This is a genomic window from Rhodanobacteraceae bacterium (genome assembly GCA_024234055.1).
Taxonomy (GTDB): domain Bacteria; phylum Pseudomonadota; class Gammaproteobacteria; order Xanthomonadales; family SZUA-5; genus JADKFD01.
The window spans coordinates 21,539-36,121 of sequence record JACKOW010000002.1 but is presented as its reverse complement, the minus strand read 5'-3'; the positions used below and the strand labels follow the sequence as shown (position 1 = coordinate 36,121).

8 protein-coding genes are annotated in these 14,583 nt (G+C 65.0%); 5 read left to right on the top strand and 3 right to left on the bottom strand.

Annotated features, from left to right (window positions below; all coding sequences use genetic code 11):
* The first annotated feature begins 459 nt into the window (after positions 1-459).
* Positions 460-978 carry a hypothetical protein gene (locus H7A19_04520; GenBank protein MCP5474086.1) on the top strand — a complete coding sequence of 173 codons (519 nt, stop codon included), beginning with the start codon at positions 460-462 and terminating at the stop codon, positions 976-978.
* A 31-nt stretch (positions 979-1,009) separates the two neighbouring features.
* Here H7A19_04520 and H7A19_04515 read toward each other — a convergent pair whose 3' ends face one another.
* Entirely contained in the window at positions 1,010-1,951 is a 942-nt protein-coding gene (locus tag H7A19_04515; GenBank protein ID MCP5474085.1) for an esterase family protein, read from the bottom strand.
* A gap of 657 nt (positions 1,952-2,608) precedes the next feature.
* Here H7A19_04515 and H7A19_04510 point away from each other — a divergent pair.
* The 4 genes from H7A19_04510 to H7A19_04495 all read left to right on the top strand — a co-directional run bounded on the left by H7A19_04510 (position 2,609) and on the right by H7A19_04495 (position 10,488).
* The gene (locus tag H7A19_04510; GenBank protein ID MCP5474084.1) at positions 2,609-3,376 is read left to right on the top strand and encodes a dimethylargininase; all 768 of its coding nucleotides are present in this window, start codon (positions 2,609-2,611) and stop codon (positions 3,374-3,376) included.
* Between the two features lie 382 nt (positions 3,377-3,758).
* On the top strand, positions 3,759-6,980 hold the full coding sequence (locus tag H7A19_04505) for an amidohydrolase family protein (GenBank protein ID MCP5474083.1): 3,222 nt from the start codon (positions 3,759-3,761) through the stop codon (positions 6,978-6,980).
* Between the two features lie 7 nt (positions 6,981-6,987).
* Positions 6,988-8,280, top strand: coding sequence for an amidohydrolase family protein (locus H7A19_04500; protein ID MCP5474082.1), 1,293 nt, complete (start codon positions 6,988-6,990; stop codon positions 8,278-8,280).
* A gap of 213 nt (positions 8,281-8,493) precedes the next feature.
* The gene (locus H7A19_04495) at positions 8,494-10,488 is read left to right on the top strand and encodes a DUF3857 domain-containing protein (protein ID MCP5474081.1); all 1,995 of its coding nucleotides are present in this window, start codon (positions 8,494-8,496) and stop codon (positions 10,486-10,488) included.
* A 2,002-nt stretch (positions 10,489-12,490) separates the two neighbouring features.
* Here the strand turns inward: H7A19_04495 and H7A19_04490 are convergent.
* Both H7A19_04490 and H7A19_04485 read right to left on the bottom strand, forming a co-directional pair.
* Positions 12,491-13,279, bottom strand: coding sequence for an ABC transporter permease (locus tag H7A19_04490; GenBank protein ID MCP5474080.1), 789 nt, complete (start codon positions 13,277-13,279; stop codon positions 12,491-12,493).
* Positions 13,276-14,214, bottom strand: a complete 939-nt coding sequence (locus tag H7A19_04485) for an ABC transporter ATP-binding protein (protein MCP5474079.1) — start codon at positions 14,212-14,214, stop codon at positions 13,276-13,278. Before H7A19_04485 ends, H7A19_04490 begins: the two co-directional genes overlap by 4 nt.
* Positions 14,215-14,583: the final 369 nt, after the last annotated feature.

Here is a 14,583-nt window from a genome sequence, read left to right as displayed (position 1 = left end):
GAAGTGCGCGTATCCACCGGAGTTCCGGCGGCCTCCTGCTCGACAGCCTTCATGACCGAGGCCAGAAAGTCCTTGGATACGTTCAAAAGCTTGAGCGGGCCAATGCCGCCCGGTTGTGCTCATACAGCGAGCCGATTGCACGCACGCCAAACCATCCGGCCATGCCGCGCACGCGCGAGGGGCTTCGGCTTCCGATCAGGCCGGCAAACACGCTGACCGGGCGTGCGACCAGGAACAGGAACAGGGCAAAGCCGGCGGCGCGCCAACTGCAGGAATCGACGAACAGGACGACCGGTCGCCTGGCACTCGCGCTTACGGGACCGAGTCCAACGGTCTAGTCAGGCCGCTGGACGGACGGCTGCGCGCTGCCCCTGTTCGCTACGCCGAAGCTCGGCCATCATGCAGCGATCGTGGCTTGCCGCTGGCCGCATCAAGGTGGCTCAGAAACCGAGGTTTCCCATGTCCGAATTCGTATTGAAAACCGCTGATGGTCGCGCCTTTCTCACCATCACCGAGGTTGCCGAAGGCCCGTTCTTCGTCAACGAGTTGTTCCGGCGCAAGTTTGGTGGCGATGCCCCTGACATCCCGCGTCACTTCATCGCCTTCTACAAAGATCCGGATGGTGCCCTGCATGTGGCCGGTTTCTCGCACATGCTGCGCTTCAATCGGGTCTATCTGTCCGGCGGTTCCTGCAGTGACGGTTCCACGCTGAGGCGCATGAATGCGGAAGAGCTGGAACTGGTGCAGTCGCAGGGCGGGATCTGGGCGATGGTGCTGCGCCACGCCTTTCATCGACTGGATGGCGAATGCGATGCCTATTTCGGCCACTGCGGAGACAAGCGTGCCCGAGAGGTTGCCTTGGCGACGGGTTTCGAGGCCACCCACACGCCAGTGCACATCGTGCGATGGCACAAGCCGCTGCCGGAAGCGGACAAGGCCGCGCTGCTGGAATCGGTGATCGCGATTGGCTTGTTCTAGCCGCGAAGTCTTTGTGTCCCCGGGGAAAGTGCTAGTCCTCAAAACCATCGCGCAGCAGCAGGTCCGCCTCGCGCAGGGCGTCGCGGTGGAACTGCCAGTAGGCGCCTCCGAGCGTGTCCATCAGCGCCAGGACGGCGTGACCGACGCCGGGTACTTCGACATAGCTGCGGTTGAAGCCGAGCCCCAGCAGGTGCTGGTGGAAATCGCGGTTGGGCTGCAGTGTGGAGTCGAGCGTACCGATCAGCTGGCGCGAGATCTGTCCGGTCAGCGCCGCACCTGGGGCTTCGGCCAGGCGCCACGGGCTGCGCAATTCGAATACGGCCAAACTGTTGCCGTAGACTTCGGCCAGAATCTGCTGCCGCAGCGGCAAGGGCTGGTAGTTGGGATTGATCGCCAGGAAATCCAGCTGCAACGGTCCCGCACCCAACATCGAATAGCCGCCGAAAAGCTGCGGGTAGCGCAGTCCCAGGCGTGCCGCGCCGTAACCGCCCATGCTGAAACCCTCGACCAGGCGGGCCCGGGGGCCTGGCAAGGTGCGGAAGCGGGTGTCCACGGTCGGGATCAGGTCGTTGACGACCATCGATTCCACCGGCTGCAGGCCGCTCTCTGCGTCACACCACATGCCGTTGGGCAGACCATTGGGAAACACCACGATCAGTGGCGGAATCTCGCCCGCGGCAATGGCGTTGTCGAAGGCCGCCGACACGGCCGCAATGCCGCTGAGCACACTGTCGCTGCCGTGCAGGTAGTAGAGCACCGGAAAGCGGCGTGAGGGCTGCAAGGTGTAGGCCTCCGGCAGGTACACATGAAAGCTGACCTGGCCGCCGACCGCGCCACTGTTCATCAACTGGTACTGGACCCGCGGTGCCTGTACAGCTGGCGTGACCCAGGCAATTGAACCCGTTCCGGCCAGTGCCGGACCGACCGCCCAGGTGCACAGCAGCCAGCAGACCAGCAGCAGCCTTGTCAGCACCGGGCGCCGAGCTGAGACCGCCCAACGGCCGTGGATCGGCCTCATTGCGAGCCACCCGGATCGGCTCGACACTGGCGACGGGCCGCGAACCCTGGCGCCTTTGTGACCCCGGAATTGATTCGGGGGAAGCAATCCGGGGTCATGCGAATAGACACTGGATTGTTTCGTCACTGCGCTCGTCTCCATGAATCCATATCGTAAGTTGTTGATTCGGCATAAACGTGGGCGCAACGCTGGTTTTGTTCACCTGTAGGAGCGCCCTTGCGGCGCGACCGCTGCTGTGGACGTGCGACTCGCCGGTCGCGACGCGAGGTCGCTCCTACAGCCAATTTGATGGTTCATGGCCCGTGCGCAGTTTCGGACCGAAACAGGTGGCTCGCAATCACGCCTCAACCAACATCGATATGGACGCATGCATCACCCCCAGTTTCGTTTAGGTCGACGTAGTCGCCAGGCCGAGGCTGCCGCAGCGCGGCTCCCCGGCGCTCCTCGTGGCGCCGTCCCGGACGCGGTCGTCCGCTGGTCCGATCAACGCAGGATGTTGGCCCGGGTTGACACGGCAGGGCCTCAAGACCGCATCGCCGCTGGCAATTGTTTTCGAAAGCCGCTATTGCACCGGTCCAGGTCAGCGTCGAGTCCCGAGCCATGAAATCCAATCTGCCCCATGCCCTGGTCCGTGAGGTCAGCGCCAGTCTGGGCGATTGCCAGCTGTCTTTCGTTGGCCGCGCACCCATCAATGTGGACCTGGCGCGACGGCAGCATCGCGCTTATCAGCAGGCCCTGGTCGACGCCGGCTGCACCCTTGTGTCGGTGCCGGCTGAAGATCAGATGCCGGATGCGGTGTTTGTGGAAGACACGGTGCTGGTGCTGGATGAGCTGGCAGTCATGACCCGGCCGGGAGCAGTTTCGCGGCGCAGTGAGTCTGCTTCGGTGGCCGAGGTCATCGGGCGCTATCGGCCTTTGCTGTGGATCGATGAACCGGGCACGCTGGATGGCGGCGACATCCTGCGCATCGGCCGCGACATCTACGTCGGGGCGACTGCGCGCTCCAATGACACGGCGGTGGCGCAGCTGCGCAAGGCGGTGCTGGGTTACGGTTACCGGGTGCATCAGGTGGCGATCCAGGGCTGTCTGCACCTGAAATCGGCCGTGACCCAGATCAGCGATGACACGCTGCTGGTGCAACCGCAATGGCTGGTCGACGCCAAGGTCTTTGCCGGCTATCGCCGCATCGAAGTCGATCCCGCCGAAGAACATGCGGCCAACGCCTTGCGCATCGGCCGCTCGGTGGTCTACCCGAGTTGCTTCCCGCGCACGCAGGCGCGGATCGAATCCATCGGCGTTGAGGTGCGCGCTGTTGATGTATCGGAATTGCAGAAGGCCGAAGGCGCCGTGACCTGTTGCAGCGTGTTGTTCAGGGCGTGAATCATTCTGCAGAAGAGCGTCGGTGTTCGGGGCTGTTGTAGTGCCGAGCTTGCTCGGCAGGATGTGCGGCTCTTCACGCGGCGTTGCGGGAAGGGCAAAAGCCCAGCCAGAGCAGCGGAGCAAGCTCCGCTCTACGAGAGCGTCGGTGTACGAGGCTCTGGTGGTTCCGAGCTTGCTCGGCAGGATGTGCGGCTCTTCAAGCGGCGTTGCGGGAAGAGCAAAAGCCCAGCCAGAGCAGCGGAGCGAGCTCCGCTCTACGAGAGCGGCGCGCCAAGCGCAAACAATCATCCGCGCGAGTTGACGTGAAACTGACGGCTGGTCGATAACCATCCGCGTTTCGCGTCGGGGTGATCCGGGCGCGTGTCCCTCCCGGAGATTGCCCATGTTCCAGCGCACCGCGCTCGCGCTTGCCTTGTCCCTGGTAGCCGCAAATCTGGCTGCCCAGATCTCGACCACGCCCCAGCAGGGGCTGGCCGAGCACACGCCCCGACACACCAGCATCGTCGATGCCCGCATCGTGGTCGCGCCGGGCAAGGTGATCGAGAACGGCAGCGTGGAGATTCGCGATGGCCTGATTGTCGACGTGCGTGCCGGTCGCCGCGAAGCGCCTGGGGCGGTGGTCGTCGAGGCGCTTGGCAAGAGCGTGTTTCCGGCCTTCATCGACGTGCACGGCAGCTATGGTTTCGATGCCAAGGCACGCTGCCCGGCCCTGGAATCGTCAGGAGCCGGCCCTGCTGCCGGACGCGGCGGCCGCGGTCGTTTCGGCGGCGGTGGCTCGGCCAGCGCGCCGATTGCGCCGGCGGCGCGGCACTGGAATGACCGGGTGTGTCCGGAGCGTGATGTCAGTCGCCATCTGGCCCTGGATGCAGACGCGGCCAAGGCGCTGCGCCATCTGGGCTTTGCGGCCAGCGTCGCTGCGCCCGGCAGCGGCGTGCTGCGCGGCCAGAGTGCGCTACTCAGCCTGCGCGATCAGCCGACGCCACAACAGAATCTGCTGGCGCGCCGGGTGGCGCAGTACGCCGCCTTCGAGGCCGATTTCAGCTTCGGTGGCGTCTACCCCGGCTCGAAGATGGGCGCCATCGCGCTGATCCGGCAGGCCTTGCTCGACGCCGGCTGGCAGCGCGATCTGGCGGCCTGGCAGCAGAAGAACGTTGGCGAACGCGCCGAGGCCAATGCGGCCCTCGATGCCCTGTTGCCGGTGCTGGACGGGCAGCAGGCCATGGTTTTCGATGCCGATGACGAGCTGGATGTGGTGCGTGCCGCGCGCATTGCCGCGGAATTCGGTCTGAAGCGGGCCTGGGTGCTGGGCACAGGCAATGAATACCGGGTGCTCGATCAACTTCCCGATGGCATCGGCATGTTGTTGCCCCTGAACTTCCCGAAGGCACCCGCGGTGAGCGACGCCGAGGCCGCTCTGGAGCTCAGTCTGGCGGAACTGGAACGGTGGCGTTACGCGCCCTACAACCCGGCCAAGGTGGCCGCCAGCGGCCATCCGTACGCGCTGACGTTGGCCGGCCTCGACAAGCCCGACGCCGAGTTCTGGCCGGCCCTGCGCAAGGCAGTCAAGTACGGACTGAGCGCGGATCAGGCGCTGGCCGCGCTGACCCTGCATCCGGCCCGTTTCCTCGGGGCCGAGGGCAAGCTCGGCGAGATCAAGGCCGGGCAGCCCGCCAATCTGCTGATTGCCGATGCCGGCTTGTTCAACGCCGATGACGCCCGGATCTTTGAAGTCTGGGCCGATGGCGCGCGCGACCAGATTCACGCGGTGGACGCGCCCGAGATCACCGGGCAGTGGACGCTCAACTGGATGGGTGCATCGGGACCGGCCGAGTGGATCGTCGAGGGCAAGGCGGAGGCGCTGAAAATCAAGTCGGGCGAGCACGAGGCCACGGCGAAGCTGAGCAAGGGTCGCTTGCTGATCACGGCACCCGGCGAGTGGTTTGGCGCCAAGGACAAATCCACGCTGGAGGCGGCATTGTCCGAGGGCAAGCTCGATGGTCGTTGGCTGAGTGAGGATGGCCGTGTGCGCAACTGGAGCGCTGTGCGCGCGGGGGCAGCGCCGAAGCCGACGGAAGGTTCGGAACTGGCGGCCGGTGCGCAGAGCGATGCTGGACAGGATGGCGCCGACAAGGGCGCGGAGCGCGGCAAGAACGAGACCGTGCCAGCATTTCCGAATCAGATCCGCTACCCGGCCGGAGATTTCGGCCGAGTCGGGCTGCCGCCGCAGATCGACGCGCTGGTGATCCGCGATGCGACGGTGTGGATGACCGGCGCATCCGAGCCGCTCGCCGAAACCGATGTGCTGGTGGAGCGCGGCCGTATCAGCGCCGTGGGTCAGGATCTGTCGGTGCCACGCGGCGCCATCGAGATCGATGGCCGCGGTCTGCATCTGACCCCGGGCCTCATCGACGCCCACTCGCATATCGCCGGCAGCGGCAACATCAACGAACCCAGCCACGCGATCACCTCGGAAGTGCGCCTGGGCGACATCGTCGATCCCACCGACATCAACATTTACCGCGAACTGGCCGGTGGCACCACCACCTCGCACGTGCTGCACGGTTCGGCCAATCCGATCGGCGGGCAGTCGCAGCTGATCAAGCACCGCTGGGGCGCGGGCGCCGAAGCGCTGAAGTTCGCTGGCGCCACGCCGACCATCAAGTTTGCGCTGGGCGAGAACGTCAAGCAGTCGAACTGGGGACCGGTGGCGGTGCCGCGCTATCCACAAACCCGCATGGGCGTGGAGCAGCTGCTGAAGGATGCCTTCGTGCAGGCGCGCGCCTACGAGGCTGCGCGGACCAGCAAGAAAGGCCCGCCGCAGCGGCGCGATCTGCGCATGGAGGCGCTGGTCGAGATCCTCAACCATCAGCGCCTGGTGCACATTCATTCCTACCGCCAGGACGAGATCCTGATGTTCGCCCGGCTGTCGGCCGAACTCGGCATCAAGGTGGCGGCCTTCCAGCATGTGCTGGAGGGCTACAAGGTGGCTGAAGTGCTGGCCGAGGTGGGCGCGGGCGCCTCTACTTTCTCGGACTGGTGGAGCTTCAAGATGGAAGCCGTCGACGCCATACCCTACAACGCCGCGATCATGGTGGGGCAGGGGGTGCTGACCTCGATCAACTCCGACAGCAATGACCTGGGTCGACGTCTCAATACCGAAGCCGGCAAGGCCGGCCGCTACGGCGCGCTGAGCGATACCGAGGCGCTGGCCTTGGTGACCCGCAATCCGGCGCAGCAACTGCGCGTGGACGATCGCGTCGGCAGCATCAAGCCGGGCATGGACGCCGATCTGGTGCTGTGGAGCCACCATCCGCTGTCCTCCTACGCCCGCCCGCGCAAGGTCTGGATCGATGGTCGCGAGTACTTCGATCAGGCCGCCGATCTGGCCGAGCAACAACGCATCGTCGCCGCCCGTGCCGAGTTGGTACAGGCGGCACTGGCCGAAGCCCCCAAGGGCGGGCCGCCGGGAGGCCCCGGAGGGCCGGGCAAGCCGCGATTGCTGATCGATCCCACCCGTTATGCCGTGCTCAATTCCAGACTGGCCGCCCTGCGCGGTGCCTATCACAACGGCGAAGCCGTGCATTACTGCCAGGGAGAGCATTGAGATGGGAATGAATTTGTACAAGGTGGCAGGTGGCCTGGCCTCGCTGTTGCTGCTCGCCTCGGCCGCTCCTGCAGCCACGCTCTACACCGGCGCCACCCTGCATCCGGTGTCTTCGGCGCCGATCGAGAACGGGCAGATGCTGGTGGATGGCGGCAAGATCATTGCCGTGGGTGCGGATCTGTCGGCGCAGGCGGGCAATGCCGAGCGAGTCGATCTGTCCGGGCGCTGGGTGGTGCCGGCCTTCATCGCCGCCAATTCGGTGATGGGCCTGACCGAAATCGAATCCGTACGCGGTTCGGTGGATGTGGCCGAAACCGGCGCCATCAATCCCAACGCGCGGGCGCAGGTGGCCATCAATCCCGATTCCGATCTGCTGCCGGTGGCTCGCGCCAACGGCGTGCTCTATGTGCACGTGGTGCCGCAGGCCGGGCAGGGCGGCATCGTCGCCGGGCAATCGGCGCTGGTCCAGTTGGACGGTTGGACCTGGGAGCAGATGACGGTCAAGGCGCCGATAGGCTTGCACCTGATGTGGCCGTCGACACGCTTGCCGCCGTGGCTGCCGGCACCGATGCGCGCTGAGGCCATCAAGGGCGCTGCGCGCAGTCGCGAACTGATCGATCAGGCATTCGACAATGCCGCCGCCTATCGCACGGCCAAGGCCGCCGGTACCGTCGCCGCCCCCGATGCGCGCTGGGAGGCCATGGTGCCGGTGCTGGAAGGTCGGACCCGTTTGTACATCCACGCGGTTGATTTGCAGCAGATCCGCGAAGCACTGGATTTCACCCGCCAGCGCGGCCTCGAATTCGTGCTGGTCGGTGGTCAGGACGCCTGGCGCATGGCCGACGAGCTGAAATCACGGGCTGTGCCGGTGATCCTGCACACGCCCTGGGAGCTGCCCTTGCGTCGCCACGAGGGTTACGACACCAGCTACGCCAATGCCGGCAAGCTGGCTGCGGCTGGGATCAATGTGGCCATCGCCTCCGACGCCAGCGGATTCGCCGCCACCATGGAGCGCAATCTGCCCTATGCGGCCGGCCAGGCCGTGGCCTTTGGTCTGCCCTGGGCGCAGGGCCTGCGCGCCATCACGCTGGCGCCCGCCGAGATCCTCGGCGTGGCCGATCGCCTCGGCTCACTGGAAGCCGGCAAGGACGCCAGTTTTGTCGTCAGCGACGGCGATCCGCTGGACGTGCGCAGCAGCATCGTCGCTGCCTATCTGAACGGCGAGCCGGTGGACCTCAGCTCCAAGCACACCCGCTTGCGCGACAAGTACGAGCGCAAGTACCAGAACCTGCAGCGTTGATGTCTGCATCGAAGGCGGCTATCCCGCGTGGCGTGCCGCCACGCCAGGCTGGCCACGGCCGGCGCCCTGGGCCGGGAACCCGACAGGGCCTGTGCGGTCCGAGGCAGTCAGGTCGTGGCGGTGTGTCTTTCCCGATTTGGCTTGGAATCTGCCTGCGGCAGGCCATGTGCTTTCAATTATCATCAATTGGTTACAGTCTGCCGGGATCAGGAAATGCATGGGTGGTCATGCCTGTTGATGTCGCTGCTGGCCCTGGGCCAGTCTGCTCTGGCCTGGGCCGAGGGCGAGTCCTACCGCTGGGCAGCGCCTGAGCCTTGGGTGATCGGGCCGGTGCAGGTCCAGCCGAAGCCGGCTCCGAAAGATGGCGAGGCCCTGCACTGGTGGTTGGTGGACACCCGTGCGGGCTTTGTTGACGGTGAGGTCAAGCACTATGCCCACTTCGCCGCGACCGTGATGAGCGACAGTGGCCTGAGTCAGGTGGCCCAGCAGCAGATTCCCTTCCAGCCGGATTTCCAGCGCCTGGTGCTGCATCGATTGGGATTGTGGCGAGACGGTCGCTGGAGCGACCGTCAATCTCAGACCAGCCTGACCGATGTTGCCGTGGAGGATCAATTCGATCAGGGCATGACCACCGGCATGCACAATCTGCAACTGGTCATTCCTGATGTGCGCGTCGGCGATCTGGTCGAGTTCAGCTATACCGTCGAGGGATCCAATCCGATCCTGAACGGGGTGCAGGGCGGTGGACTTTCGCTGTCCACCCCGTATGCCAGCGAAAGGCTGAGGGTGGAAATCATCCGTGACCCCGAGCGCACACTCAAGCTCGCGCTGCGTGGGCCAGGTCAGCACCGCATGCCCGAATGGAAGGGGGCCGGGCCGTATCTGCACGTACTCATCGACCAGCAGCCGGCACAAACCATGCCGCTGCTGGATTCGGTACCGCCCGAGCATCCGCTGCAGCAAACGCTGGAATACAGTGAGGCGGCGGATTGGCCGGCGGTCAATCGCTGGGCCCAGGAGCTGTTCCGGATCGAGCCCGATGACCCAGCCTTGCAGGAGGAGCTCGCCAGGCTGCGGAAGATCGAGGGCGGGCAGGCACAGATACTGGCGGCGCTAGGCTTCGTGCAGCGCGACATCCGCTATTTCGCCAGGCTGCTGGGTGAGAACAGTCATCGGCCGCATGCCCTCTCCGAGATCCTCAAGCAACGGCTGGGCGACTGCAAGGACAAGTCCCTGCTGCTGGTGGCGCTGCTGCGGGGGCTGGGCTTCGAGGCATGGCCTGCGCTCTATTCGACCGAGGCCGAGGGCGCCGTTCTGACCCAACTTGCCCGCGGAACGATGTTCGATCACGTGATCGTTGCGCTCGACTACGATGGACGTCGCTACTGGCTCGATCCAACCCTTTCGATCCAGCGCGGGCAGCTGGATGAACTTGGCTTCTACAGCCTGGGTGCGGCCATGGTGGTAGGCGGCGAGCATGACCAGCCGGTGGCCACCGCCGCTGTCAGCGAGTTGCCGGCGAGCATCGATCTGCTGGAGCAGTTGACGCTGTCCGCCGACGGATCGGGCACTTTGCGGATGCGCTTCGAGTACGGCCGCGAGCTGGCCGAATACCAGCGGCTACGCATCAGCAGCATCGGCAGGCGCCAGATCGAACAGAGCTTCCGCGACTACTACAGCCGCCGATTCGGGCCGATCGAGAGCGCCGAGCCCTTGCAATTCGAATTGGATCAGCCCGGGAACAGGGTGCTGGTGCAGCAGAACTTCAAGCTCAAGTCAGCCACGCGCAATGCCGGAGCGGAGGCCACGGTACGGATCGAAAACACCGGATTGACCGATCTCTTCAGTGCGCCCCAGGTGGTGGATCGGACTGCGCCCTGGCGCCAGTTCTATCCGCTCGAGCTGCGCTATCGATTCGAGCTGGTGCTGCCGCCGGAACGGGCGATAAAGGCCGAACTCAAGCCAATGACCGTGGATGCTCCCGGCTTCCATTTCGAACAGGAACTGGAGCGCAGCGGCCAGACCATCGTCCTGCGCCAGCTGGCCCGGAGTCTCGCCCGCGACATCGCGGCCGAGGATGTGCCGAAGTACTCGCAGGCAATCGCGAAAGTGCAACAGCACGCAGGCTACGCCCTGGGTTTGCGAATGGCCGACGGCGGCGACAACGAGCGGCGGGAACGCCTGCGCAAACTTCTGCAAGGAGATTGAGGCCGTGTCCGGATCCTGGATTCGCAATTGCTGGCTGCTGCTGGCGCCGGTTTGCACCGCGCTGCCGGCGGCGGAGCGTGCCCCCTATGACCTGTGGTCCGAACCCTGTCTGTCCCAGCCGGCTGATCCGGAGGGCTTGCAGACGCAGTTGACCGCCGCGATGGAAGCGCCGCAGACAGCCGATTTTTCGGCGCTGGTCTGCGCCGCGCTGGGCAACCTGGATGAAGACCGCTGGCTGAAGCACTGGCAGGAATGGAACCAGGATTCGGACCAGGATGGTTGTGGCAGCAGTGAGCAGCTGCGGGCATGGCGCAGCCAGCTGTTCCTGTCGCCGAATGTGCATATGGTGGCTTCGAAGTGCCTGGCCGCCAGTGGCGATGATGCCGGCGCCCAGCGGGCAGTCGAATTTGCCGAGGGCGTGATGTCGGCCTTCCTGGAGCGCACTGCCGGGGCGAGCTTTGATCAAGGCGTACCGTTGATGATGCCGGTGGATCTGTTCGCCTACCTGCACCTGATCGATCGTGAGGTGATTGCCTTCTGGGGCAAACCGTACCACGGCGGAACCCGCATGGTGTTCAAGCTGGCGACCAGCGCCGATTCGGACCACGCCCAGAAGATTCTGTATTTCGAATGGGCTCTGCCGCTCTGGACCGCAGTGAAGGCCAAGCCAGGATCGCCCAAGGGTGGACCCTGGCAGACTTTCGTCAGTCATGGTCAGTTCGCCGAGGCAGCCAGTCAGGGCCTGTTGATGGGTCCGGCGCTCACCTACCGCGCCCTGGCGCAGTTCCAGAGTTCCCGACATGACGAGAAACTGCTGCAGGCCTTGCGCGAAACGCTGCAGCCGTTGCTGGATGCCGGAGATCCGGCCGGGATGTTCGAGATGGCCCAGTACGAGATGGAGTTACCCGATGGCGACCAGCAGCGCGCCGTGGACCTGCTGCTGGGATTGGCGGAAAAGGATGCGCGCGCAACCGCCATGCTGGCGGCACCCACGCTTCTGGCCTGGGCTGGCCTGGAGGGTGGCGCCGAGTCGGCAGAGGCGCTGGTGGCAAAAGCAGCCCGGCAATTGCCGCCCGGGGCGGCAGAAGCGTACGCGGCCTCGGAACTGGTCTGGCGTGATGATGCGCTGTCGAAGCAGTGGCAGGAGCGTTGGTTGGCCCGGTCAGCGGAGCTGGGCTACGCCGAAGGCGCGCAGAGCTATGCTGAATTCCTGGCGGCCAATGACCGCCAGGTAGAGGCCAGGGACTGGATCGAGCGCGCCGCCTCCGGCCATGTCAGCGCCATTCCCAAGCTGATTGTGCTGATGGGCAAGGACGATCCAGCCGCAGGGCCCTGGCTGCTCAAGGCCGCGCACTGGACGCCGAGCGCCATGCGCCAGCTCGCTGAGCGCGAGGATTCCGAGGAGTGGTGGCAACGCGCGGCGCTCGCTGGCGATTCGGCGGCTGCGGTTCGCATGGCCAGGCGCGAGTTTGCGACCGATTCGGTCGAGGCCGACGGTAATGCAATGCGCTGGGCTCTGTGGAGCGGGCAAGTCGGCAGCATCGAGGGTCTGGCGATGTTGGCCGCGGTAGACCTGCGTGCTCGCAGCCAACTCGCCAAGCCCGAGCGGGGGGCGAAGATCGTGGAGCGCCTGAAATCCATCCACTACCCCATTGATACGGTGCCCGAGCTGGCCTTTGAGGTGGCCCGACGCGAAGAGCGCGGAGATCTGCTTCGCAAGAACCCCGGTCGTGCCCTCAAGATGTATACCAAGCTCGCGGCCCAGGAACACGGACCTTCGCTGCTGCGCCTGGCCGAGAACGAGCTCCAGGGGCGACCCAGTGGCGCCCGCAGCAGGCGCGCCGCGGAATGGCTGACGCGCGCCCATGCCGCAGGCATGAAACAGGCGGCTGCGCGGCTGGTTGAGCTCTATCGGGATCCGTCCAGGCTGCTGGTCGACGAAGCCGAAGCGGCGCGCTGGGAAGCCCTCAAGACCGCAGCGGAGGAAGATGCCGGAGCAGCTTCACTGCTTGAGCCGGTACCCGGTGCGGAAAATCCACCAGACGATGACCAGGCACAGGGCAAAGAAGCCCAGGGTGGCGGCCAGGCTGACTCCGACGGCCACATCGGCGCTGCCGTAGAAACTCCAGCGGAAGCCGCTGACCAGGTAGACGATGGGGTTGAACAAGGCCACGGTCTTCCAGGCACCGGGGAGCATGTCGATGGAATAGAAAGCGCCGCCTAGGAAGGTCAGTGGGGTGACGATCAGCATCGGGATCACCTGCAGCTGTTCCCAGTTCTGCGCCCAGATGCCGGTGATGAAGCCGAACAGGCAGAAGGTGGTGGCGGTGAGCACCAGGAAAGCCACCATCCACAGCGGATGGGCGACATCGATGGGCACGAACAGATGCGCCGTGGCAAAGATCACCAGGCCCAGGATCACCGATTTGGTGGCCGCGGCGCCGACGTAGCCAAGCACGATTTCGAAAGGTGAGATTGGCGCCGACAGCAACTCGTAGATGGTGCCGGTCCAGCGCGGGAAATGGACGCCGAACGAGGCGTTGTTGATGCTCTCGGTCAGCACCGAGAGCATGATCAATCCGGGCACGATGAAGGCGCCGTAGCTGACGCCATCGACCTCACCCATGCGCGAGCCGATGGCGGCGCCGAAGACCACGAAATACAGCGAGGTGGTGATCACCGGCGTGAGCAAGCTTTGCCCCAGCGTGCGCATGAAACGCGAGATCTCGAAGTGGTAGATGGCCCAGACGCCACGGGCGTTGAAGGCCGGAACCCGCGTCTGGCCGCTCATGCCGGCACTCCGTCACGCTCGCTGGTCAAGCTGACGAAGATGTCTTCCAGCGAGCTCTGCTCGGTGTTCAGGTCGCGGAAGCTGATGCCGAGTTCGGCCATGCGCCGCAGCAATCGGGGAATCCCGGTGTGTTCGTCGTGGATGTCGAACTGGTATTCCAGTTCGAAGCCATCGCCCTTGAGGATCAGATTCCATTCCGCCAGTTCCGGCGGAATCGCGCTGAGCGCTTCGGGCAGGTGCAGGGTCAGGGTCTTGCTGCCGAGCTTGCGCATCAACTGGGCCTTGTTCTCGACCAGGATCAGCTCGCCCTTGCTGATCACGCCGATGCGATCGGCCATCTCCTCGGCTTCCTCGATGTAGTGCGTGGTCAGGATGATGGTGACGCCCTGTTCGCGCAGACCGCGCACCAGCGCCCACATGTCGCGTCGCAGCTCGACATCGACACCGGCGGTGGGCTCGTCCAGGAACAGCACCTGAGGTTCGTGCGCCAGCGCCTTGGCGATCATCACCCGGCGCTTCATGCCGCCCGACAACGTCTGGATGCGGGCCTTGCGCTTGTCCCACAGCGACAGATCGCGCAGCACCTTTTCGACGTAATCCGGTCGTGGCGGCAGCCCGAACAAGCCACGGGTGAAACTGACCGTGGCCAGTGGCGTCTCGAACATGTCGGTGGCCAGCTCCTGCGGCACCAGGCCAATGCGCACCCGCGCCTCGCGGTAGTCCCGGGCATGGTCGAAGCCATCGACGGTGACACTGCCAGTGCTGGCCGTGACAATCCCGCAGACGATGCTGATCAAGGTGGTCTTGCCGGCACCATTAGGGCCGAGCAGCGCAAAGATCTCGCCTTTCTGCACGTCGAGATTGATCGGCTTCAGCGCCTGCACGCCGGACGTGTAGGTCTTGCTGAGGTCGGAGATGCGAAGTATCGGATTCATGCGCTCAGACTAGAGCTTTCGCGCGGTTCGGGAAACCAGTAGCCCGGGTCAGCGCAGCGCACCCGTTGGCCGCACCCTGCGACCACAATGTCAGCTCGCCCCAGGTGCGCTGCGCTTGCCTGGGCTACAAGTTCCTTCAGCGCAGCAAGGATCGGCCTTTGGGTAGGAGCGACCTTGCGTCGCGACCAGCAGCCACTGGTCGCGGTACTGATGAATGATGCTCAAGGTCCTGGGACCAGAAGCTCCAACGCGGAGAACGCAGAGGGCCGCAGAGTACGCAGAGAAAATGCCCTCATGATCTGTTTGGCTTCGCTCCGCGTTCTCTGCGCATCTCAGCGTTCTCTGCGTTCCGCTACTGGCGATATTTCT